We start from the raw sequence: 22,962 nt of genomic DNA, 5'->3' as shown, positions 1-22,962 counted from the left end.
AGTATTTGGGTTTTCCGGTTACTCACCCTCCATCCGACCCGAGGAAACCCTTGAGTTTGTTCACAAGGTCAGTCTTGTTCCCTATGAGTTCTGTGGTCTTGTTTTCGAGGAGCTCCTTTACTGAACTCACTTGGTCATAAATCCAGCTGGGATCGTCAATGTTTGAGATAAGTTCCTCCATCTTCTCTGGGTTCTCGTTGAAGGTGTCGAAATACTTGTTTATGAGGCCTCTACTTTCCCAGTGCATGATACTCATGACAGTCTTGAGGGCAGTGCTTCCTCCAAGGTAATATATCACACGAAAGAGGTGAGTTTTCCACATAATATTGCCGACGAGCTTGTACGAAACCTTGTAAGCGACGTTCTCCTTCATGAAGATGAGTTCTACTCCCACTATGAAGAGCCTCTCGTAGAATTCTGTGTACGTGCTCTCGTCTCCAAGAGTTACCCGCCCCGCTGCTATGACGAGCCTGTTGTAGTCTCGAACGAAGGAGCAGGCCATGAGCATATTTTCAACTTGAGAGGGCCTGAGGGCATTTTTCAGTCTTCCGATTTCCCTGTCATTCAAGTAAGGCAGTTCAACACCGTAGTCCTTGGACAGCCTTCTGCGAGGTTCTTGTACTTATGAAGTGCCACGGTGAGGTTTGAGACTCTCTCATTGTACACACTCAGGTTCCTATATCCTGAGAGATTCTCGCACTCGGGAACCAGTGGCAGAGATGCAATGGATGTCGCCAGAGTGAGTGTAACGTTATCGTAACCGTACTTGGATATGCCCTCCCATAAGCTTTGAGTAAAGTTTTGGATACTCCTATTGACTCGGATAATCTCTTCCTGACTCAGATTGACTTGGGAGGGTTCTGTCTCTGACACTGTAGAGGTTTTCGTCGTGGGCTCCTCAGAAAAAGTACTTGTTTGGGTGCTCTCCACTTCAATAGCGGCGGTTGAAGTGCTGGAGTCGTTGGAAAAGCTCAGAGGAACTGGTACCTTCTCTTGGTGCCCCGCCTCATAGTGGTACATGAGTCCAGACTGCCAGGCCGTTGCGAACAACATTACCACAACAAATCCAGCAGCAAGACCTACTGTTTCTTTCAGTGGCCACTCACCCTCTTTGTGTTACAAACGTTGCCCAATAAAATCTTTTCTCCTCTCCCCACTTGCGTAAAGTAAATAGGATAAGTCATGAGGAATCTTCACAAGGTAATTCATTAGAATGCCAACAAAAATAGTCATGAGTCCACTACAACATGTCAAGGCTACTGGGCAGTTGTGTACCTGCCAAAAGAATTGAGAGGAACCCCATAATGGGGTATGTCCAGAAATGTACAATTACATTCTCTTGAAAACCCGATACATGACCGGATCGGGGATTCTGTATTTTCCATATCCAATCGTTTCCACAAAACCGTAGTCCATGAGTTTTGATAAATATCCTCTCATTGACTTCTCATCTATTCCTTCTCCTAACTCTCCCTCAGCAAACCTCTTGATATTTTCCCATCTTGCATAGCCTTTGTCCTCACTCAAATGGGCTATTGCCCTGATTACAGTTCTGTATCTGGGAGAAAGCTTATCCAGCTCTTCAAACTCCGTCTGTACATACTTCATGGCCTTCTCAAGTACCTTCTCTATGGCCTCGTCGTTTGTGAGTCCATCAATTCGGTGTGCTCCATAGTGGACAAGCCATCCGGGAACCCCGTCGAGAGTATTCACTACTGGAAGAAGCTCACGTTCGTTCACATCCATTCCATACTCTTCAAATCCTCTTCTCAGAAATTCAAGGCTCTCAGAAGGGTTGAAACGTGGCAGGTTGATTCTTACCTCGTATCTCCCGTATAATGGGGAATTACCATCATCAAGGCGGAGGAAGTTCTCAAGAACACCAACTTGGGAACCAGTAACCACGAGCACGATATTGTGGAGATTGTCAAGAATCCACGCAAAGAGCTTTGTGAGATCTTCATTCGAAAATCTGAGATACTGGGCCTCGTCAAAGGCTATCACAGCGAGCTCATTCCCCTCGTTTATCGCCGAGAAAACGTCAATAATATCGAAATTTTCCTCCTGGAGGTCAATCCCGACCCCTTCGAGGTTTATACTCTTTATCCTGGAGATAATACCACCTATAAATCCCTTTCGTACTATTGCTTTGTACAAACGCTCGGCAATAACCCTCTGAGGATATTTAGAGTTCACAGATGTAGCAGCCCTTGCGTCAATTACTGCATAAGGGATGCCATATTCCCCCTCAAGTTCATTGAGCGCGGCATAAAGAAAACTTGTTTTCCCTATTCTCCTCGGACCGGTAATTATGAAAAAATTCCTTCTTTTTTCTATCGCATCAAGAAAACTCAGGTACTCGGCCTTTCGCCCAAACAACTCTCCTATTGATGTCTTAGGGTAGACATCAAACAGCATTTTTGGACATCCCCCATAATGGGGTACGTCCAAAAAAGTATATAAAAGTTTCGAGTTCACCTCCCTATAAACCGCTCAATCGTCGCCTGCTTCTCCGGCTCTTCCTCACCGTTGAACAGCGAGTAGTCTCCCTTCTCAATAGCCCTCCTTATGTGCTCCCTTCCGGCCAGGAACCCATCAAGGAGCTTCTTTTCCTTGCTGTCCTTTGAGAGAACCTCACTGATGACCTGGGCCACCTTGAAGAAGGCATCCTTCTCACCCCAGCCAGTCTCTGCGAGCAGACCGACCATCTCCCTCTTCCTGTTCGCCTGCCAGAGGAGCAAGGCCTTGTGGAGTACATCAATGAGGTCGTTGCCCTTTATCTCCTTCAGCTTCCTGTCCTGCGGGCCGAGAACCCTGATGAACTCCTTCTCCTTCACGATGAAGCCCCTATTCCACTCCTTCTCAAGGTCAAGGCCGACCGACGTCGCCAGCTTTCTCGCCTCGTCGAAGGCCACCTTCGCCTCGCCGTACGTCCAGCGCCAGAGCACGTAAAACTTTGTAAGCGGAGAAAGCTCGGCGGAGATGTCCTCCCTGAGAGCCTGCCTTATGGCGTAGTCGCTCACAATGTCCCTCACGAGCTGGAGGAGCCTGTCGCCCCTTATCTCGTTGCCCTCGTAGTCGAGAACCTTCTCGTACTTACCAAAGACCTCGATGGCCGAGCCTATGGCTGAGATGAAGAAGTCCGCACCGCTTATGCCCTCCTTCCAGAGCTGGTCGAGCTTCTTCTCAAGCGTTACTCTGAGCTCTTTCTTGACCTCATCGAACCAGCCAATGCCCTCTTTCTTGATTTTACGGGCAACTATGTAGATTGACGATGCAAGGGCGGCTGATTCCTTGGCTCTGAGTCGGGTAGCTCTCTCAGTGTGGAGTGGCCAAGAAGCCGTTGGTACCAAACCAGAGTCAAGGAGGGAGTTTATCAGGGTTTCCCATCCCTCAGTAGTCTTGTGAGCATATACGAGCACGAGAATTCCGTTCGGCTTGAGAACGCGGTGAATTTCTCTGAGAGCCTGCTTCATTCCTTCCTCGAAGTACCTTTTTGCGGCCTCCCAGTCCTGATTCTGGGTGTAAGCAACGAGCTCCTTGCTCTTTGGTGTGAGAGGAGTCATGAATAGCTCGGGATAAAGTTCTCCAAGAGTACGCTTGAGCCAGACGTAGAAGAAGTCGCTGAGGTAAGAGTAAGGTACGTTATCGTAGTACGGTGGGTCAGTGAAGACGGCGTCAAAGTAGTTGTCTGGGAAGGGGAGTGATGTTGCTGATGATTGGATAACCGTTGATGGCCTTGTTATCTCAGGATTGCAATTCTCGATAACGGAAGGAACATCCTCAAAAATACTTTCCCAGCTTCCTGCGCTCGAACCAACCGGTTGAAGTTCAGTATAATCCCAAGTCATTGACATGGTGCCTCTTGAGAATATTCCCCGAGTCTTCTCATATTCTGCCTGCCAAGTGTTCAAGGAATTATGGAAGTATATAAGTCTATCCACAGTAAGTGCCAGATAAGTCGCCACCGCCTTCGCATACCCCTCATCATAGCCCTCTTTGAGCATATTTTCGTACGCTTTCCGTACTTTCTCAACGAAGGTTATCAGTGCAAGCTTCTGCCTATCGTTGAAGAGGTCCCCCCACTTTGTCATTCCATAGTTTTGAACCCTGAAACCAAGCGTACCCTTGGGCGGTAACGGTTCATCAGGAACTGGATCAATTCCCCACTCTTCCATGAGCTTTGCTCTCTTCTCCTCAAGGTACCGCTTCGCTTCCTCGTACGCTTGGATATCCTTCTCCGTTGGTAGGCGGTAGATTTTGCCCCTTTTCTCTGGGTGGTACAGAACAACGGCCACCATCCTCTGGCCGGCCTTCCCCTCACGGAAGAGCTTTCTGGTCGTGTTCGCATCGTGAGTCATGCCGCAGACCGGACAGGTGACCTTTGCCCCCTTCACGGTGCCTTTTGACGGGTCGAAGTCTTCTGGCATCGGCTCGTAGCCATCTCCCGCTATCTTGAACGTCACTTCATTCCCTTCGACGTACGGGTACAGGGCCACCCTCTTGTTGTTCTTCTTTGCGAGCCAGAACTGTCTCATAAGGGGTATCTCGGCACCGCAAGCGGGATTCTGGCACTTTATTGTTCTCGCCCAAATGTAGCCAACAGGGATGTACCCGTCATCGTCCTTGGGATAGAAGCGCTCAAGCTCCTTTCTTGCCTCCTCAAGAACCCACTCGCCCCACTTCTTGACGTCCCTCACGAGGTCGTAGTTCTTCTCCTCTTTCTTTCCGGAGACCCACTCGTCGAGTGCACCCTTCTTTTTCTTTCCATACTTCTGGGGGTACTCAAGAATGGCCTTCAGAATGAGAACAGCAACGGGGTTATAGTCCATTGCGTACGTTTCAAGCCCGAGGCGGAGGGCTTCGAGCGGGATTGAGCCACCACCCGCAAAGGGGTCAAGAACCCTCGGCCTCTCTTGGTTCTGGTCGTCCCGTATCTGCTTGAAGTACTCCAGTATGTCTTCACGGGCTTTTCGTATAACTTCCTCGTCAAGGGAACTCTCCCACTTCGAGAGCTTCCCTATGAACTTCTTGTTTCTCTCGATTTCGGCTTCGTTTTTTGGTGCCGGAATGAGTGCGGCGTAGTTTGTGGCTCGTGACGAAGCTAGCGGGCGCCTTGCCCACCAGATGTGGAGTGTTGAGATGTGGCCGTGCCTTATGTTCTTTTCCCTTGCGGACTCTTCACTCACGGCCTTGACCGGAAAAGCGACCTCAATAAAGCGTTTGTCCTCCATTCTATCGCCTCCTCAGACTTCAACCTTTTTACCCTTCTTTCTCCATTCTTCAAGCGGGACTTTGAACCTGATCTCGTACTTCTCAACGACCTTGAGTGTATGAGCGGGATCACGGATAATGTAGAGGGTCGGCTTTTCGGCTGCGTACGCAACAACGTAGAGCCAGTACTTGTCACGGAGTCTCTTCGCCGTCACGTACTCGTTCCAGGTGAGTTCAACGTCTCCGAGACGTGCTCTCGCCTTCACTTCGATATGCCTCTTTTCACCGTTCCCCTCTGAGTAGATGTCATAGCCGAGGTTCTCTTTCGATACGTCCTTTGGCTCCCTTCCGTGCTTCCTTTCGTACTCCATCGCTATCTGCATTCCAATCTCCTCAATAGCCGGGTCTTCGCCCATCTGCCCTCTGGGGAGTACATAAATGGCCCCTATGAAGACAGGTGGTCTAACTACAAGGCTTGTTTCCCTCTCTATTTTTTCGGGGAGTTCTTCCAGTGTCCTTCTGTAGCGGTTCAACCTCTCCTCAAGGTTTCTTATTGTAAGAGCATACCTTTTCTTTTCATCTGGGGGCAGGAGTTCGTACTCTGCAAGCTTGAAGTCTATGTCATCTATGAGCTTCCGTAGTGATTTTATTCCGTACTTTCTCTTTATTTCCGCTTGCCTTTTCCTTTCTTTGAGGAGTTGGTTTTTGTAGCCGTCAAGGGCTTTCCTCGCGTATATCATAGCGTCTTCCCTGCGCTTGAAGTCCGTGTTTACTTCGGGAGCATCTTTTGCCGGTTCGAGGTCCCACACTATCTTGGGGTCTATGATCTCGAAATCTTCGCCGTCATCATATACCGCCACGAGTGTCTTTCCCGCAGTTTTGTTGGAACCATCCCTGACCTCACCCTCAAAGAACCAGACGGTGCCGTGAAGCCGGTTTCTGGGGTCGTAGAATACCGCTCCACGCTGGAGCTCTTTGAGGTGCTCTTCCTGCACCCATTCGCGGAGGGCCTCAAAGAGGGGGTGGCCGAAGGAGACGAACTCGAGGCCATCCCTTTTATCTGATAGTTTCTTGTCGAAGGTTATTGCCCTGTAAGAGCGCTCGACAACGCCGTAGCGTTTTCTCTCTGCGAGCTCTCTGAGAACCCTCGGTGTCCGCTCGATGGAGTAGACGTGGGGTTCTTTCTCTCTCACCCTTGCATTGAGGCGCTTCATGGCTTTGAGGAAGAAGAGTTCGAGGTATTCCGGAGAGAGCTTGTTCTCCTCGGCTTTTTCGAGGAGTTGCATTATCTTGGTTAGATCTATATGTTTAGTCGCGAGGCTTTCAGCGAGGAGCTCTTCGGCTTTTTTCGTTATCTCTTCGGGTTTTAGGGATGGTTCTTCTTCTCTCAAAACCGTGTCGGGGTCTCTAAGCATGATGGCGACCTCAGAGAGGAGTTGGTAGAGGTTTTCACCATCGAGGAGTTCGCCAATGACATCAAAGACCTTGTCTCCTAATGCTTTGCGTATCTCCTCTATCTTTTTTAGAAGCCTCTGGAGAACCATGCCCTCCCTTGTGTTCTCCACCACGAAGTTGAAGATGTGAACTGGGTATTTCTGGCCGTAACGGTGCACCCTTCCTATTCTCTGCTCGAGCCGATTGGGGTTCCATGGGATATCGTAGTTTATGAGAAGGTGGCAGAATTGGAGGTTTATTCCCTCTCCGGCAGCCTCTGTGGCTACCATGACCTGAGCCCAGTCATTGAAGTCTTTCTCCCGCTGAAGTCTAGTCTCCATGTCCATCTCGCCATGGATAAATGTGACAGTATACCCCCATTCTTGGAGTTTATTTACGAGGTACTCGAGGGTGTCTTTGAACTCAGTAAAGATGAGGATCTTTTCTTTTTCTCCGTGATCTCTTTTGATTGTTTCAAGGGTTTCTTTGAGTTTTTTGAGCTTCGTTTCCTCCTCCAATGCTATCAGTTCTTCGCTCATCCTGATAAGCTCGTTTAGAGTTTGTATCTCCGCCTTTAGGCGGTCCTTTCGTCTGGTTAGGATGACCCCTTCCATCCACCGTTCAGCTTCCCAACGTTTTCTCTCTTCCTCGTCTTCAATTTCAATGAGATCTTCGAATTGAAGCTGAATGGGTTTCACTTCAAGTTCTCCGCTCTGCAGGCGGTCCTGGAGAAGAGCTTTTCTACGCTTGAGGGACTGGAGGAGAGCATATACACTCGATGCAAATCTCCTTTGGAATATCACAAGCGGGAAGACTATGCTTCTTCTGTTGCCTCCAAGGACCGTGTACTGGTAGTGGAGATACTTTGAGAGCTCATTGTAAAGGCGGACTTCTTTGTCCGTGAGTCTGAAGGTCACGGTATGAGGGTATCTCGGCTTGAACAGTCGTTTTCCGTCAAATCCCACGAGGTCTTCCTTCATGCGCCTGAGGAATATGGGATTTTCACCCCGTTGTATGGCTTCGTGTAATATTTCTTTGTCACTAAAAAGGCCTGGAACTAATAGGTCAAGGAGAAGACGGAAGTTCTCGGGATCCCCTTTATGAGGAGTAGCCGTGAGAAAGAGCATGTGGGTTGAGTTCTTTGAGAGTACCTCACCGACTCTGTACCTCTTTGTACGGCGTACTCTCTTCCCAAAGCGGTAGGCGGCCATCTTGTGGGCTTCGTCCACTATCACAAGGTCCCAGTCCACGTTTTCGAGGCTTTTGATGATATCCTCCTGCTTGAGGAAATCTATTGAGGCTATTACTTGCTTTTCGCGTCTCCATACATCTGTGGTTGTTTTGAACACTTCCCTATTGATAATCTGGAATTCTTCTTGGAACTTCTCCTTCATCTCACGCCGCCATTGTGGTACGAGGTGCCCTGGAACAACAATGAGGATTCTCTCCGCGAGCCCTCTGAGTTTGAGTTCCTTTATCACGAGACCTGCCATAATGGTCTTTCCTGCACCGGGATCATCGGCAAGGAGGAAGCGTATTTCTGGGTTCTTGAGGATGTGATTGTAAACTGCGTCTATCTGGAAGGGTAGGGGAGCTATCTTCGATACACTCACCGCGAGTATTGGATCGTAAAGAGCGGCGAAATGATATCTTTCTCCCTCGATTGCAAGTGCCACCGCCTCTGGATCGCCTTTGAAATCTAAGGGGTTTTCTATTATAGTCATGTCTGCCAGTTCGTCTTCAGTGAAGATGAGGTAGTCAGGTTCCCGTGACTCAAGGTATGCTCCTGCAAGTTTTACTGTGCCACCTACTTGTTGCACTATCTCCACAAGAAAAGGCTCTTTCAGTTTTGCACTTTTTATAATGTGCCCTGGTTTGATCTTCATACCCATGTGAGCATCAACCAAGAGTGATATTATCATTGGAAAATAAAAACGTTGTGAGTAACTACATGGTTACGAGAGAAATGACGAAGAGAAGTGGACTCCCACGAGAGTAGAGAGGGGAAAGGATTTCGCCAAGAACTAGTTGTTGGGCGTGGGCCGGTGGCCTAGTATGGATAGGGCGCTGGCTCTCCAGTCCCCGGTAGTCCAGTGGATCATGCTGGAACGGTATGATTTGAGGGCCGCATAGTGGGAGAGACTTCTTGGTGAAAGTTCCCATATCAAGTTTACCGCACAATTTATATGACCATCGGCTAAAACGTATGATTATATGCATACTATGTAAGCAGGTGGTGGAACGCATGAGGAAAAGGGTCACCATAACCGTGAGCGAGTTTGTTCTGGCTTTTATTGAGGGGAACGACTTCTCAAAATCGGCCTTTTTTGAGGCGGCAGCGCTTTTGTTCATGAGTTTTCTGGGAGGAGAAACTCCTGATCCACGAGTTATGGCGGGCCGGGCGGGATTTGAACCCGCGACCTTCGGCTCCGGAGGCCGACGCCCTATCCATACTAGGCCACCGGCCCGCATCCAATAGAATGGGAGGGGGAGGAAATAAAAGCCTTTCCATCTGGGGGCGGGAGTCGGGTAAGTCACAGCAAGGACTCTTGCCCCCTAAGGTACCCCCGTAATCAGAAATCAGCCAGCCTAACCATCGCCCGGAGGGAGAGCTGTCTGGGGGCCGAATAATCCCACAGACGGGAATCCGTTTGAAAGGGTAAAGGGAAAGACAGAACCCCAACAAACTCCCAACAGGCGGGGATTTCCCCTTTTCGAGGGGCAGTTTTCTGAGAGGTTTCAGCAATCCAACGTGCCCCTTACGTTAACCCCTAATTCTGAAATCCACCAGTGGGAAGGGGTAAAGGGGAAAAGGCAGGTCTTTTCGGGAGATTCCATTAAAGGTTCTCCCTTCTGTCAATTATATGCTCGAGCTCGGGCCCCGTCTTTATCAGGCCAACGGGAACGCCGACCCTCTCCTCTATCTCCTCGATGAACTCCTTGGCCCTCTTCGGGAGTTTGTCGTAGTCCGTAACACCGAAGGCCCCCCTCTCGTACTTGTCGAGCATCGTTATGGCGAGCATAGTCGCGCCGTTAATTCTGGAGGAGTAGCGTGCAAAGTCAAAGTCGAACCAGCCTACTCTCCTTCTCCTTCCCGTAACGGTCCCGTACTCGACGACTCCGAGCTTTTCAGCCTCTTCTTGAGACATCTCCGTCGGGAAGGGGCCGGCCCCAACCCTCGTCGGGAAGCTCTTGAAGACAACGATGACGTCGTCAACCCTCGTCGGTCCGATTCCAACGTCGCTAGCTATCGCCGAGGCGGAGGTGTCCTTGGAGGTGACGTAGGGGTAGGTGCCGTAGTAGAGGCTCAGCCCGAAGCCCTGCGTTCCCTCAACGAGGACGAGCTTGCCCTCATCGAGCGCGTCGTTAACCTCCACCGCTACGTCCGTGAGGTAGGGCTCAAGCTCCTTGATATCCTTCGCGAGCTTCGCCGTCCTCATGACCCTGTCCGCGTTTGCAGGCCCGCAGCCACTTCCCGTTGTTCCTATCTTGCCGTGGAGATAACCGTTCGTCCTGTCGAGCTCCTTGTGCTTTTCCTCGATTATAGCGCAGCGCGCATCTATACCCACCCTTGAGGCAACGCCAAAGTCCTTTAGGTGCTCGAGCTCGCGGAAGAAGACCCCCGGGTCAACGAGGACGCCCGCACCGACGAGAAGCCTCGCTTCCCTCTGCATGAAGCCCGTTGGAAGCTGTCTCACCGCGTACTTCTTGCCATGGATGAAGACGCTGTGGCCAGCGTTCGTGCCAACGCCGCCGCGCGCTATTACCTCCGGTTCGTCCTTGGTTGCGAGGTAGGCTATCACAGAACCTTTTCCTTCATCTCCCCACTGGCCGCCAACAACGATGTAGCTTGGCATTTTGCGTTCACCCAGAACCCTTATCCATTGTTATGTTGGCGGCATCTTTAAAATGGTTGCGGTCTGCAATTAACATGAAAATGTCAATCTCCTCTGACCATTACTATCCACTTACCGTCCTTCTTGAGCCTCCGGAAGCCCCAGTGCTCGTAGAAGCGGATGGCGTTCTCGTTTTTCTCCCCCACCTCGAGGACCACCTTGCCTGAGCCCTTGAGGTAGTTGAGGCACGCCTCCATTAGCTTCCTGCCAATGCGGTGTCCCTGGTACTCCCTGTCAACCACGAACTCGCCTATGTACCCCACTTTCTCGCCCCTCAGGGCATGCTCCCAGTCCCTCATGCAGACCGCGAATCCTACTATCCTTTCACCGATCCGCGCAACGAAGATTTTGCCATTTCTCCAGCACCAGCTAAGATAACGGCGGGCGTAGGGGACGTTTTCTCCGCCGTACTCGCGCAGTCCCTCGTAGCCCCTCATGTAAATCTGTATAAGCTGGTTGAGTACCTCCTCGTTCCACTCATCCAGCGGTTCTACCTTCACTTCCATGGCAAATAAGCCTCCGCCGGAGGGGTTTAAATCCTTTGCCCACAACTTTAAAAACGCGCCTTCAGAGTACAAATCAGAGAAGGTGATAGTGATGGCGAAGGCTAAGCCAAAGATCTGTGAAATCTGCGGGGCTGAAATAAGGGGACCCGGACACACAGTGAAGATCGAAGGGGCAGAACTCCTCGTGTGCAACCGCTGTTATGAGAGGTACTCCAAGAAAAAACCGGGAACATGGAGTCCGATGCCCACAGGCAGGGAGCCGAGGCGGCGGTACACGCCCAAGCCAAGGCCCAAGACCCCCCAGAGGCCCAGAACCCCGAGGCCCACGTACACAGAGGAGATAGTGGAGGACTACGCCGAGAGGGTCAGGAAGGCCATTCAGAAGAGCGGGCTCACCTACGAGCAGCTCTCCCACAAGGTCGGCCTCTCCACCAACCTGCTCAAGAGGATAGCCCACGGGGATTACGCGCCAACCATAGACGAGGCGAGGAAGCTCGAGAAGTACTTCGGGATAAAGCTCCTCGAGAGCACGGAAGCGCCGAAGATGGAGAAGGCGAACATCCCAAGGGATTACGAGCCAACGCTCGGGGATATTGCCAACATACGCATCAAGAAGAGGAAGAAGAAGTGATCACTCCTCCGCTTCCTCGTTCTCCTCCTCTTTTGACACTACCTTGGGCTTGTGGAAGCCCCTGAGTTTCTCGAGGGTTGGCCAGAGGCGCATGATTTCCTCATGGGCCGGGCTCTCCGGCGGGATGACTATAACGTGCGCTGGGGGGTGGATTTTCCTCAACCGCCCGATTGCCTTGGCGGGCGGAAGGTCTATCTGGGCAACCACATGGGCTTTGGGCTTTTTGCGGGGTTTCTCACCCACTACCTTCTCGAACGCCCAATCAGAAATGGCCGGCTGGATTATCCTCGGGTCTCCCAGAATCTTTATTCCACCGTACCTGGTTAAATCCGCGAGGGCCACCATGGCCTTGTCAAAGCTGTCCGTTCTCACGAGTACGAGCGTGTTTTTCATAAACTCTCACCCCTCGAAATTCATAGGGGAAGTTTATAAACCTAACCAACCAGCGCGTTCCTGAGGCCCAGCTCCTCCACGATCCTCGCGGCTTTTTCCATCTCCTCTCCCTCCAGCGTTCTGGCTATCTCATCATACCCCATGGCCCGGTATTCCGGCCTGTACTGGAACATCACGTTGACCCTCACCCTTTTGCCGAGGTTCCCTGCTATCCACTCAAGGACGGGCCTCGTGCAGCACTCCAGATGATTGGGAACGACGAGGTGCCTTATAAGGAACTCGGCCCTGTAGTGTCCCTTTGCAAGGAGGAAGTTCCTCGTAACGATCTCCCGGTAGAAGGGAACCCTTGAGTACCTTATGGCGCAGTCATCATTCCCCCACTTGAAGTCACCGAGGTATACATCAACCACACCATCCAAAAGCGCCATCGCCTCCTCGCTCATGTACATGTTGGAGTTCCAGACAACGGGGATGGGGGCACTAACGTGCCTCAGCGTTTCGAGAATGAATGGCAGGTTAGGCGTCGGCTCCCCTCCAACGAAGTTCACGTTCTTCGCCCCCCTCTTGAAGGCCTCCTCTATCTTGATGGCCATGAACTCCGGGGGGAGCTCGACCCCAACGCGGTACTGGCTTATGTCCCAGTTCTGGCAGAAGACGCAGCGGAAGTTGCAGCCGGAGAAGAAGACGGTGTATGACGGCACCAGCTCGGGCTCCTCACCGTAGTGGAGGAAGTCGCTCGCGACGAGGCTCTCTTTCACGCGGCAGTAGCCTATACTCTCCTTCCGGTTCACACGGCACTTTATCTCACAGAGAGTGCAGGATTCAAGGAGCTTGTTGGCTATGGTTGCCTTCAGGTCGAGGAGGTTCTTTTCGGGCTTTTCCTCAAGGTCGTTCTCCCTCAGCCGCTCCATACCCTCTCTGTGAAGCTTCCAAAGCTCCTCGAGCGGCTGCTTCCTCCTGAAATTAACCCCAATCTTTTTCGCGTTGAGAAAGTTGGGTGCCTCCTCCCCCTCAAGAATTGAGAAGTAGTGGGGCAATGCATCCTCCGCTCGTCCCGGATCACGGAACCACATGACCATCAACACCACCTAGAACCTAAACCTTTAAAAACCTCTGGGGCATCATTTATAAAGGGTTTTTAAACCCACGAAGGGGAGGTGTAATTTGTGATAGACATGAGCAAGGTAAAGCTCCGGATTGAGAACATCGTGGCCTCTGTGGACCTTTTCACTTCTCTGGATCTCGAGAAGGTCATAGAGATATGCCCCAATTCTAAGTACAACCCCGAGGAGTTCCCGGGAATCATCTGCCGCTTCGATGAGCCAAAGGTGGCCCTTCTTGTCTTCAGCTCTGGCAAGCTCGTCGTCACCGGAGCGAAAAGCGTTGATGACATACAGAACGCCGTTTCAAAGCTCACGACCATGCTCAAGGGCATAGGTGCCAAGTTCGCGAGGGCGCCCCAGATTGACATCCAGAACATGGTGTTTAGCGGCGACATAGGGATGGAGTTCAACCTCGATGCCGTGGCCCTCGCCCTTCCCAACTGTGAGTACGAGCCCGAACAGTTCCCCGGCGTTATCTACCGCGTTAAGACCCCAAGGGCCGTTATACTCCTCTTCAGCTCGGGCAAAATCGTATGCTCGGGAGCCAAGAGCGAGCACGACGCCTGGGAGGCCGTTAAGAAGCTCGTAAGGGAACTCGAGAAGTACGGACTCACGGAAGGCTGGGAGTTCTGAATTTTCTCCTCCCTACTTTTGCTAAGAATTACAAAAAGTCACAACAGAATGCTAAAAATGTGGTAGGGGCCTCAGAGCCCCAGAATCTTCTTGGCCGCCTCTACTCCGAGGTCGAAGGCCTTCATGTTCATGTCAACTGCCTTCTTTGGAACGCTGAGCCTTATGACCTCCCTGACGTGGTCTTCATCCAGGGGGAACTCCGGAATCTGCGTGAGCGCTCCGATGAGAACGGTGTTGGTGGTAACTACGTGGCCCGCCTTCATGGCAAGCTCCTCGGCGTTGAAGCCTATCCACTTCGCCCTGAAGTCCTCTTCTACGATCTTCTTTATCTCGTCGAGCTCAGGATAGCGGGCCTTGCCCATCGAGACCTGGACCGGAACGATGGGCTTGGTGTTAACGACGACCATTCCGCCCTCCTTGAGGTAGTTAATGTAGCGGAGAGCTTCAACCGGCTCGAAGGCGAGGATGACGTCACCCTTCCCTTCCGGAACCATCGAACCGTAAACCTCCTCGCCGAAGCGGACGTAGGAGACAACACTACCAAAGCGCTGGCTCATTCCGTGAACCTCACCCATCCTCACCTTGTGGCCGGCGTGAAGGGCGGCCCATCCGAGGATGTTCGCAGCTGTCAGAACACCCTGGCCGCCGACACCCGTGATGACTATGTTGTACTCCTTCATTCCTCTCCCTCCTCTACGGGCTTAAAGGCTCCAAACGGACAGATCTGGGCGCATCCACCACAGCCCCAGCACATGCTGGGCTCTATCCTCGCCTGCTTCTTCTCCTCGTCCCAGAAGATAGCGGGACAGCCGTAGGCGTTGATACATATCTTACAGCCAGTACAGGCCTCCTCATCAACGTAGTAGATGGGCCACTTCTCGCCTCTCCTTCTCATCTGGCCTATCTTGTAGAGGGCACAGACCTGCCTTGAGACAACGACGCTGACTCCCTCAACTTCGAGGGCCTTCTTTACCGTCTCGTAGGTGGCTTTTATGTCGTAGGGGTCAACCACTGCCACGAAGTCGGCACCCATGGCCTTGGCGACGTCCTCGATGGGTATCCTCTTACCCATGCCGTGCGGGGTCTGGCCGGTGCTTGGGTTGGGCTGGTCACCGGTCATCGCAGTTACGAGGTTGTCAAGGACAACTACGAGAACGTTGGAGCGGTTGTATATGGCGTTCGCAAGGGCCGGAAGCCCGGTATGGTAGAACGTTGAGTCACCGATTGTAGCAACGACCACCTTCTTCTCCTTCTTCCTCTGCTCCTCACTTATCGAACCGTGCTGCGCTATCTCCAGCCCGTGGGCGATGCCTATTGAACCACCCATCGCGACGGTCGTATCAACCGCGTTGAGGGGCGGCAGCAGACCGAGGGTGTAACAGCCTATGTCGCTCGGGTATATTCCCCTCGAGTGCGTGGCCTTCTTTATGGCGTAGAAGCTGTTCCTGTGCGGGCAGGCGGGACAGAGGCTCGGCGGCCTTGGAGGAACGAGCTCAAGGGCCTTGTTGTACTTCGCGTCGAGCTCCCCGTAGTCCAGCGGGGTCTCAATTCCAAGGAACTCGGCTATGGCGGTAACGGCTCTCCTGGTGGTCATCTCGTAAACCCTGGGAACGAGATCCTTGCCGTGGATCGGGATCCTCAAACCCTTGTCGTAGGCCCAGGTCTTGACCTGCTCCTCAACGACCGGCTCGAGCTCCTCAACTATGAGAACCTTCTCAAGGCCCTCAAAGAACTTCTCAAGGAGACCGTAAGGCACAGGGAACGGAGTTCCGAGCTTGAGGACCTTGACGTTCTCGACGCCGAGCCAGTGAAGGGCTTCCTTGACGTAGGCGTAGCTGAGGCCCGGAGCGATTATACCGACCTTCGCATTCTCGTCGCCCTCGATCCAGTTGAACGGGCAGTCGTTGAGCTCCTCGCGGATCTTCTCTATCTTCTCGAGTATCTGCGGGTGGAACTTCCTGGAGTTTGAGGGGACGTCAACGAACCTGCTCGGGTCCTTGTTGAACTTCCCGAACTTCCTCTTTGCCTCCTTTATGTCCTCAGGCAGCTCCCCGAGGATGACGTCTCCCCTCGCGTGGGAGCTCCTGGTGGTGGTCCTGAGGATGACGAAGTGCTTGAACTTCTCGCTGAGGTCGAAGGCGTACTTCACCATCTCCTTGGCCTCGTGCGGGTCGCTCGGCTCAAGGACGGGGACGTTGGCGAACTTGGCGTAGACGCGCGTGTCCTGCTCGTTCTGTGAAGACCACATGCTCGGGTCGTCCGCTACCATTATGACAAAGCCGCCCTCGACGCCCATACCTACCGAGCTGAGGAAGGTATCTGCCGCGACGTTCAAACCAACGTGCTTCATGGCGGTCATGGCCCTGAGGCCGCTCCATGCTGCGGCTAAAGCCGTCTCGAAGGCAACCTTCTCGTTGGTTGAGTACTCCATGTAAACCCCGGCCTTCTTGGCAACGATGGCCATGGTGTCCGTCAGTTCTGAGCTCGGCGTTCCGGGGTAGGCGGCGTAAACGGCTATGTTTGCCTCAAGCGCTCCCCTTGCTATAGCCTGGTTGCCGAGGAGGAGAACCTTCTCCCCCGGCTTGTCCCATAACACCATATCCGTAACTTTCGCCATACAAACCACCTCATTCCTCCTTCAAAACTCCCCTTGCCTTGGCAAACTCGACCAGCGCATAGGCGCCGGCGGCAGCGTCCTCGGGCCTCTCGTAGCTCGGGATTCCGTTCGCTTCAAGGATTTCCTTGGCCTCCTCGCTGACATAACCCGCCATGAAGAGGCCGAGGACGGGCTTTCCGTTGTTAACCTCCTTAACGGCCTTGACGACTCCCTCCGCGTGCTCCGTTGGCGTCATCCCCGCGAAGGTGGGAACCACACAGATGCTTATGAGCATGTCAACGTTCGGGTCCTGGAGAAGGAGTTTTGCCGTCTTATAGTAATCCTCCCCGCGAGCCGAGGCTATCATGTCAACTGGGTTCTTGACTGCTGCCATCGGCGGAAGGAACGAGCGGAGCTCCTCAATCGTCTTTTCCTCGAGGTTAGCGAGCTTTAATCCGAACCTGTCTATCGCATCTGCCGTTAGAACTCCGGGGCCGCCCGCGTTGGTCATTATCGCTACTCTCTTCCCCTTCGGGAGCGGCTGGGTAAAGGCTCTCGCCATGCTGAGCATGTCGTCAATGGTCTCAGCAACTATAACGCCGCTCTGCTTGAAGGCAGCTTCGTAAATCTTCCAGCTTCCGGCTAAGGAACCGGTGTGGCTTGATGCTGCCCTGGCGCCGCTCTCGCTCTTCCCTGCCTTGAGGACTATAACCGGCTTCTTCTTTGTGACGCGCTTCGCGACCTCCATGAACTTCCTGCCGTCCTTGAGGCCCTCGATGTAGAGGGCTATCGCCTTGTCCTCCTCAGTGTCCGCCAGGTACTCCATGAACTCGGAGAAGTCAACGTCCGCCATGTTGCCAATGCTGACGAACTTGGAGAAGCCTATACCTTCTTTAACGGTCTTGTAGATAATTCCCGCTCCCAAAGCGCCGCTCTGGCTGATGAATCCTATGTTGCCCTTCTTGGCGTCCATCACGAAGGTGGCGTTCATCTCATTGTGAGTGTTCATGATTCCAACGCAGTTGGGACCGACGATCCTCATCCCGTACTTGTGGGCTATCTCGACCAGCTCGCGCTCCTCGCGCTTGCCCTCCTCGCCGACCTCACCGAAACCTGCCGTGATAAGGATTATTCCTTTAACGCCCTTCTCGCCGCAGTCCAGGATGGTGCCCTTCACAAAGCGCTTCGGGACGACAACAACAGCCAGATCAACATCGTCGGGGATGTCCTTCACGTTCCTGTAGGCTTTAACGCCCTGAACCTCCTCATCCTTGACGTTGACGGGGTAGACCTTGCCACCGCGGTATTTTTTGAGGTTCTTGAAGACTTCGTAGCCAAGCTTGAGCGGGTCGTTTGAGGCTCCGATAACCGCTATCGCCTTTGGCTTGAAGAAGTAGTCCAGCGTCATTTTGACAATCACCGTATTTCACATCGGTAAAAGTCTATATAAACTTTCCGAAGATGCCTTCAGAGAACTTTAGAAGCATGAAAAAGCAAAATTGTGCCTTTAATGAGCATAATGTGACATCAATGCCCTTTACCACTCGGAGGGATTCATGAAAAGGTTTAAGTAATTTGAAGTTAGTATAATCACGAGGTGATGGCAATGGTCAGGGTGAGGTTTCTGGGACATGCAGCCTTCGAGATAGCAGGGAGCAAGAAGATACTCATAGACCCCTTCCTCACGGGCAACCCAAAGGCCGCGGCAAAGCCCGAGGAGCTTGACGCAGATTTAATACTCGTTACCCACGCCCACGGCGACCACATAGGAGACGCCGTCGCCATAGCCCAGAGGACTGGCGCGAAGATAGTTGCCATATACGATATCGCCAACTACCTCGTCGAGAACAACGAGGGGATAACGACCATCGGCATGAACTACGGTCCGACGGAGGTGGATGGTGTCAAAATCGTCCAGGTTCCCGCCTGGCACTCCAGCAGCGACGGCAAGTACAGCATAGGGAACCCCTGCGGCTACATCGTCGAGATGGACGGCGTCAAGATATACCACGCCGGGGACACCTTCGTGTTCTCCGATATGGCCCTCTTCAACGAGCTCTACGGGCCGATTGACGTCGCACTCCTCCCGATAGGCGGCCACTTCACGATGGGGCCGAAGGAGGCGGCAAAGGCAGTTGAACTCCTCAAGCCGAGAAAAGTGGTTCCCATGCACTACGGAACCTTCCCGCCGATAGAGAAGGACCCCGAGGAGTTCAAGAGGCTCGTGGGGGAGAAGGCGGAGGTTGTAATACTCAACCCGGGGGACGTCCTTGAGCTTTGATCCTCAAAAGAGGGATGAAGAGAAGCCAGGACGCTGAGGATGATGAGCGGTTAGGGCTTCCTGACCTCTCAAATCCTTATCTCCTTTATGAGCTTAACCGTGAAGGTTTTCCCCACCTTCTCCCTCGATACCAGCTGCTTCTTCTCGAGCTCCTGGATAATCCTGCTTATCGTTGGACGGGAGTAGCCGGTCATCTCCGGAAGGTCCTCCTGCTTGACGACCCCCCCTGCCTTGAGGATCGCCTCCACGACGATCCTCTCCTTCTCCGTGAGAACCTCCACGGGGACTACGTTCGAGCTCCACTTCTTCTTTCCGTAGTACACCACCACAGGGAGGGCGAGGGCCAGAGAGAGCAGCGCACCGATTAGGAGGTACTTGTAGGGATTCTTCTCCGGCTCAACGGGCTTGGGCGGGAGGACGTCTATGTTCTTGGCGTACCAGAATACGGAGTAGCCCTCCGCCTCGAGCTTCTCCTTGACGGTCGGGGATATCCCGGGGCCCACTATGAGGACCTGCTTGGCGTTGAGCTCCTTAAGGGCCTTCTCCGCAGGCTCGGAGAGGTCGTTTTCGAGCGTGAGGAGCATTGGGTCCTGGTACTCCATCGCGAACTTTGCCGCCACCAGTGCCGCGCCGTAATCGCTCGAGCTCGCAAGCACTACGAGGTCGGCGCTATCGTAAAAGTGAGTGGCGAGCCTCTCGGCGGTTTCGGTACGGTAGTCACCCCCAACCCGCTTTACGTTGAAACCCAGGTCCATCAATTCGTTCTCAACCTCAACGCTCACCGCGTTCGCGTTGCCCACTATGAGGGCCTCCTTCCACCCCAGCTGGACGAAGGAGTAGAGCTGGGCACGGGTCTGGTCGTCGAGTCCCGTGGGGTTCACGGGGACGATGGGGATGTTAAAGGCGGAAGAATAGGGAAGGGCCGTTATGTAATCAATAAGGTTATCGTTCCTTACGATTATCACATCGTAGTGAACGTTGCGCGGGCCGGCCATCACGGGCACGGCGAGCATCAGCAGCAACAGCACTCCAAAAATCCATCTCCTCAATTCTATCCCTCCCAAAAGGAGTCTGGAGAAGGGCTTAAAATATTTTCGAAAAAGAAAATCAGGGTGAGCCAACCTTAAAGAGGTGGGCGTGGGCCTTGTTCACGTGCTTCGTGTAGTCCTTGGAGCGCTTGAAGAGCATCCCGCATCTCGGGCACATGAGGAAGGTCTCACCATCCCTGTCCCTAACCTTGATGGCCTTCACCTTCCCCACCTCCGGGATGCTTTGAGGGGGTCAAATTTTTAAGGTTTACTTTCCTCCCCGGCCCATGCTACTCACGCATCACGCCCGGGAGAGGGTCATCAAAAGGCTCAGCAGGAAGAGGAGAACGGAGGCCATTTACGCTGCACTCGACGCGTTTCTTAAACATTCGAGAAGGCTGGAGGTAGGGAGCACGATAATCTTCACGGACGGAGAGAAAAGTCTCGTGTGCGTGCCGCTAAAGGGGGAGCTCCTGAAGAAGGAGGAGATTGCGGAGCGCGTTGAGGACATCAAGGGGGAATACGAGTGCGTCCTCAACTTGGAGGGACTCTCAGGTGCCCGGAAGAAACCCCGCCAATTTTTCGGGAAAATCGAGGGTGGGAGATACCACTTTTACATCAACAGGGAAAAGAGGGTTCTCTACATTGGAACCAGGGAGCCGCTGCTCGTGATAACGCTCAGACCTGCGAAAAGGCGTGAGAGAACACTTTGAGGGTTGAGCTCTTAGAAGTCGAGAAGTTCTGGTGCGGGGGGTGGGATTTGAACCCACGAACCCCTACGGGACGGGACCCTCAATCCCGCGCCTTTGACCAGGCTCGGCAACCCCCGCGCAGCCGAATTATTATCGGCCATGAACCCTTTATAAACTTTTCCCTCCCCTGTCCCCAGGGAGTGACCGAAAGATTTATAAAGGCTTTTTGTATCCAATGCATTGGGCGCAATGGGCCGGTAGCTCAGCATGGTTAGAGCGCGGGACTCTTAATCCCGTGGTCGGGGGTTCGAATCCCCCCCGGCCCGCCAAAACCATTCTGACGGGCTCTTCTCCCAGGAATTAAAGGTAGGTTTGGAAAAATGAGTTTTGAAAAATTGGGACTTTCGGAAAACACTTTACACGCTATTAGAAGGAAGGGCTTTGATTCTCCCACCCACATCCAGAGGGAGGTAATTCCAAGACTCCTCAACGGCGATGGGCACCTCATCGGCCAGTCGCAGACGGGGACAGGGAAGACAGCGTCATTTGCCCTCCCCCTCATCGAGAAGATTGAGGAAGATATGGGTCTTCAGGCAATAATACTCACCCCCACGCGCGAGCTCGCCGTCCAGGTGGCGGAAGAAATCAAGAGCCTCCGCGGGAGGAAGAGGATCAGGGTCGCCACCGTCTACGGCGGGGTTTCAATAGGTCCCCAGATAAGGGCGATAGAGAGTGCCCACGTTGTGGTGGGGACGCCGGGAAGGGTGCTCGACCACCTGGAGAGGGGCACGCTGAGGCTGGAGGGAATAGACTACTTCATCCTCGATGAAGCTGACAGGATGCTCGACATGGGATTCATAGACGACATCGAGAGGATAATGCGCCACACGGGCGAGGACAAGCGCGTCCTCATGTTCTCTGCCACGGTTCCGAGGGAGATACTCAGGCTGGCGAGGCGCTACCTTGGCGATTACGAGCTCGTTAAGACCACGCGGGAGATGCTGGCACCTGAGACCCTCGAGCAGGAGTACTACGAGGTTCCCCACTCCAAGCGCTTCAACCTGCTCACAAAGATAATAGACGAGGAGGACTTCTACGGGATAGTCTTCTGCCAGACAAAGAGGGAAACGAGGGAGCTCGCGGAGAAGCTCTACAGGAAAGGGTACCGGGCTGCCGCTCTAAACGGGGATATGCCCCAGAGGGCCAGGGAGAGGACGCTCCAGAGGTTTCGCGAGGGCCGCGTGAGGGTTCTGGTCGCGACGGACGTGGCAGCAAGGGGCATAGACGTTAAGAACACCACCCACGTGCTCAACTACTCAATCCCCCAGAACCCAGAGGCCTACGTCCACAGGATAGGGCGCACCGGAAGGGCCGGGAGGAAGGGGAAGGCCATAACCTTCATCATGCCCGGAGAAGGGAGAAGGATACGCTACATTTCCAATATCGCCGGGGTTAGGATAGAGAAACGCAAGACCCCGCCGCTCAGACCCTCTTATTGAGCAATCCCTTCTCTTCCAGTCTTTTTATTATGTACCCCGCGTACCACTCGGGCCAGTTCTCGTCCCTCTTCCCGAGGCTCTTCTCGTATTCGGCATGGGCCCTCTCGGCCTCCCTCAAAAGGCTGGCAAGAAGTTCTTTCGTGAGCATCATGGCATCAAGGGGTAAATTCGATGCTCCCCTATTTAGTGATTGTGGTGAAAGAAGCTGGTGCGGTGGCCGGGATTCGAACCCGGGTTACCGGCTTGGAAGGCCGGTGTCCTAGACCAGGCTAGACTACCACCGCGTTGGGAGAATTGGTGGGGCGAGGGGGATTTGAACCCCCGACACCCGGATCTTCAGTCCGGCGCTCTCCCAGGCTGAGCTACCGCCCCGCGTCCAACTTATACAAGGTTGCGGGGTATTTATAAATCTTGCGGTGTCCCGCACCGGCGGGGCTATCGAAAACTACTTAAATTCTTTAGGCAAATCTAATCCGGGTGGGAGTTTTGGACATCAGCAAGAGGGAGGAGGAGTATCTCGAGGCGATGTATCGCCTCTACAAGAGAAAAGGGATAATACGCGTCAAGGACATAGCCAGGATGCTTAAAGTACGCCCTCCGAGTGTTGTTGACGCGCTCAAGAAGCTGGCCGATAAGGGGCTCGTGGAGTACGAGAAGTACGACAGGATTATGCTCACCGAAGCGGGCGAAAAGATCGCTGAGGAGACGTTCCAGAAGCACGTCCTATTAACGGAGTTCTTCACCAACATACTCGGGATCCCCCCGGAGATAGCCGAAGAAGATGCCTGCCAGTTCGAGCACTACGTGCACGAGGTAACGGCGCAGAGGATAAAGGAGTTCGCCCAGTACATCCAGGAGCAGTGCCCCTACGTGATAAAGCAGTTCCTCAAGGAGCATAGGGAAGAATAAGCCTCTTCTAAAAATTTTGAGGGGCTCAGAAGAGCCCGCCAAGGTATGCGAAGTAGGCTATGAACACGAGGGCAAGAACGTACATAAGCGGGTGCACCTCTTTTCCGCGGCCGCTGAAGAGCTTTATTATGGTGTAGCTTATGAAGC

At 53.2% G+C, this 22,962-nt stretch carries 21 protein-coding genes and 5 tRNA genes; 7 read left to right on the top strand and 19 right to left on the bottom strand.

All coding sequences use genetic code 11. The features are described from left to right. Nucleotides 1-22 precede the first annotated feature (22 nt). The 8 genes from PFER_RS09165 to PFER_RS09130 form a co-directional block, all read right to left on the bottom strand. The gene (locus PFER_RS09165; RefSeq protein ID WP_048151390.1) at nt 23-508 is read right to left on the bottom strand and encodes a hypothetical protein; all 486 of its coding nucleotides are present in this window, start codon (nt 506-508) and stop codon (nt 23-25) included. A gap of 56 nt (nt 509-564) precedes the next feature. After that, nucleotides 565-1,020 carry a hypothetical protein gene (locus PFER_RS12300; RefSeq protein WP_170218364.1) on the bottom strand — a complete coding sequence of 152 codons (456 nt, stop codon included), beginning with the start codon at nt 1,018-1,020 and terminating at the stop codon, nt 565-567. Nucleotides 1,021-1,329: 309 nt separating this feature from the next. After that, nucleotides 1,330-2,418, bottom strand: a complete 1,089-nt coding sequence (locus PFER_RS09155) for an AAA family ATPase (RefSeq protein WP_048151387.1) — start codon at nt 2,416-2,418, stop codon at nt 1,330-1,332. A 56-nt stretch (nt 2,419-2,474) separates the two neighbouring features. Next, a complete protein-coding gene (locus PFER_RS09150; RefSeq protein WP_048151385.1) occupies nt 2,475-5,234 on the bottom strand; it encodes a DUF1156 domain-containing protein in 2,760 nt (919 codons plus the stop codon). Nucleotides 5,235-5,246: 12 nt separating this feature from the next. Next, nucleotides 5,247-8,555, bottom strand: coding sequence for a helicase-related protein (locus PFER_RS09145; protein ID WP_245612530.1), 3,309 nt, complete (start codon nt 8,553-8,555; stop codon nt 5,247-5,249). A gap of 483 nt (nt 8,556-9,038) precedes the next feature. Then, a tRNA-Arg gene (locus tag PFER_RS09140) sits at nt 9,039-9,116 on the bottom strand. Nucleotides 9,117-9,485: 369 nt separating this feature from the next. Further along, nucleotides 9,486-10,505 (bottom strand): adenylosuccinate synthetase, encoded by a 1,020-nt coding sequence (locus tag PFER_RS09135; protein WP_048151382.1) that lies wholly within the window; start codon nt 10,503-10,505, stop codon nt 9,486-9,488. 83 nt (nt 10,506-10,588) lie between these two features. After that, nucleotides 10,589-11,050, bottom strand: coding sequence for a GNAT family N-acetyltransferase (locus tag PFER_RS09130; protein WP_048151381.1), 462 nt, complete (start codon nt 11,048-11,050; stop codon nt 10,589-10,591). Nucleotides 11,051-11,141: 91 nt separating this feature from the next. Here PFER_RS09130 and PFER_RS09125 point away from each other — a divergent pair, with 91 nt between their 5' ends. Beyond that, nucleotides 11,142-11,681 carry a multiprotein bridging factor aMBF1 gene (locus PFER_RS09125; protein ID WP_048151380.1) on the top strand — a complete coding sequence of 180 codons (540 nt, stop codon included), beginning with the start codon at nt 11,142-11,144 and terminating at the stop codon, nt 11,679-11,681. Here PFER_RS09125 and PFER_RS09120 read toward each other — a convergent pair whose 3' ends face one another. Then, entirely contained in the window at nt 11,682-12,074 is a 393-nt protein-coding gene (locus PFER_RS09120) for a DUF356 domain-containing protein (RefSeq protein WP_048151378.1), read from the bottom strand. It lies immediately after the preceding gene. 41 nt (nt 12,075-12,115) lie between these two features. Beyond that, nucleotides 12,116-13,153: a radical SAM protein gene (locus PFER_RS09115; RefSeq protein ID WP_245612528.1), complete on the bottom strand. Its 1,038-nt coding sequence runs from the start codon at nt 13,151-13,153 to the stop codon at nt 12,116-12,118. A gap of 87 nt (nt 13,154-13,240) precedes the next feature. Between PFER_RS09115 and PFER_RS09110 the strand changes: the two genes are divergently transcribed. Continuing rightward, entirely contained in the window at nt 13,241-13,810 is a 570-nt protein-coding gene (locus PFER_RS09110) for a TATA-box-binding protein (RefSeq protein ID WP_048151372.1), read from the top strand. Nucleotides 13,811-13,881: 71 nt separating this feature from the next. Here PFER_RS09110 and PFER_RS09105 read toward each other — a convergent pair whose 3' ends face one another. The 3 genes from PFER_RS09105 to PFER_RS09095 are packed head-to-tail and all read right to left on the bottom strand — an operon-like array spanning nt 13,882 to nt 17,814. Further along, nucleotides 13,882-14,490, bottom strand: coding sequence for an indolepyruvate oxidoreductase subunit beta (locus PFER_RS09105; RefSeq protein ID WP_048151371.1), 609 nt, complete (start codon nt 14,488-14,490; stop codon nt 13,882-13,884). After that, nucleotides 14,487-16,427 carry an indolepyruvate ferredoxin oxidoreductase subunit alpha gene (gene iorA, locus PFER_RS09100; protein ID WP_048151368.1) on the bottom strand — a complete coding sequence of 647 codons (1,941 nt, stop codon included), beginning with the start codon at nt 16,425-16,427 and terminating at the stop codon, nt 14,487-14,489. Before iorA ends, PFER_RS09105 begins: the two co-directional genes overlap by 4 nt. A 10-nt stretch (nt 16,428-16,437) precedes the next feature. Further along, nucleotides 16,438-17,814, bottom strand: a complete 1,377-nt coding sequence (locus PFER_RS09095) for an acetate--CoA ligase family protein (protein ID WP_048151366.1) — start codon at nt 17,812-17,814, stop codon at nt 16,438-16,440. A 198-nt stretch (nt 17,815-18,012) separates the two neighbouring features. On the opposite strand from PFER_RS09095, the gene PFER_RS09090 reads away from it, so the two are divergent. Continuing rightward, nucleotides 18,013-18,687, top strand: coding sequence for a metal-dependent hydrolase (locus tag PFER_RS09090; RefSeq protein WP_048151364.1), 675 nt, complete (start codon nt 18,013-18,015; stop codon nt 18,685-18,687). 68 nt (nt 18,688-18,755) lie between these two features. Here the strand turns inward: PFER_RS09090 and PFER_RS09085 are convergent, their stop codons facing one another. After that, nucleotides 18,756-19,736, bottom strand: coding sequence for a cell wall-binding repeat-containing protein (locus PFER_RS09085; protein WP_342666392.1), 981 nt, complete (start codon nt 19,734-19,736; stop codon nt 18,756-18,758). Between the two features lie 58 nt (nt 19,737-19,794). After that, nucleotides 19,795-19,947, bottom strand: coding sequence for a nucleotide-binding protein (locus tag PFER_RS09080; RefSeq protein WP_157255183.1), 153 nt, complete (start codon nt 19,945-19,947; stop codon nt 19,795-19,797). Nucleotides 19,948-20,002: 55 nt separating this feature from the next. Between PFER_RS09080 and PFER_RS09075 the strand changes: the two genes are divergently transcribed. Continuing rightward, a complete protein-coding gene (locus PFER_RS09075) occupies nt 20,003-20,428 on the top strand; it encodes a hypothetical protein (protein ID WP_048151359.1) in 426 nt (141 codons plus the stop codon). Between the two features lie 29 nt (nt 20,429-20,457). Here PFER_RS09075 and PFER_RS09070 read toward each other — a convergent pair. After that, nucleotides 20,458-20,545 (bottom strand) — tRNA-Leu (locus PFER_RS09070). Between the two features lie 113 nt (nt 20,546-20,658). Between PFER_RS09070 and PFER_RS09065 the strand changes: the two genes are divergently transcribed. Further along, nucleotides 20,659-20,736, top strand: a tRNA-Lys gene (locus PFER_RS09065). Nucleotides 20,737-20,787: 51 nt separating this feature from the next. Further along, on the top strand, nt 20,788-21,906 hold the full coding sequence (locus PFER_RS09060) for a DEAD/DEAH box helicase (protein WP_048151358.1): 1,119 nt from the start codon (nt 20,788-20,790) through the stop codon (nt 21,904-21,906). Here PFER_RS09060 and PFER_RS12215 read toward each other — a convergent pair. From PFER_RS12215 to PFER_RS09050, 3 genes are all read right to left on the bottom strand, one after another. After that, the gene (locus PFER_RS12215; RefSeq protein WP_157255181.1) at nt 21,890-22,054 is read right to left on the bottom strand and encodes a hypothetical protein; all 165 of its coding nucleotides are present in this window, start codon (nt 22,052-22,054) and stop codon (nt 21,890-21,892) included. The two genes, PFER_RS09060 and PFER_RS12215, sit on opposite strands and share 17 nt — an antisense overlap. A gap of 58 nt (nt 22,055-22,112) precedes the next feature. Further along, a tRNA-Gly gene (locus PFER_RS09055) sits at nt 22,113-22,190 on the bottom strand. A gap of 11 nt (nt 22,191-22,201) precedes the next feature. Next, nucleotides 22,202-22,278, bottom strand: a tRNA-Phe gene (locus PFER_RS09050). A 114-nt stretch (nt 22,279-22,392) separates the two neighbouring features. On the opposite strand from PFER_RS09050, the gene PFER_RS09045 reads away from it, so the two are divergent. After that, nucleotides 22,393-22,815 carry a metal-dependent transcriptional regulator gene (locus PFER_RS09045; protein WP_048151357.1) on the top strand — a complete coding sequence of 141 codons (423 nt, stop codon included), beginning with the start codon at nt 22,393-22,395 and terminating at the stop codon, nt 22,813-22,815. Nucleotides 22,816-22,962 lie beyond the last annotated feature (147 nt).

The organism is Palaeococcus ferrophilus DSM 13482, assembly GCF_000966265.1.
Lineage (GTDB): Archaea > Methanobacteriota_B > Thermococci > Thermococcales > Thermococcaceae > Palaeococcus > Palaeococcus ferrophilus.
This window is presented reverse-complemented; position numbering and strand designations above follow the sequence as displayed.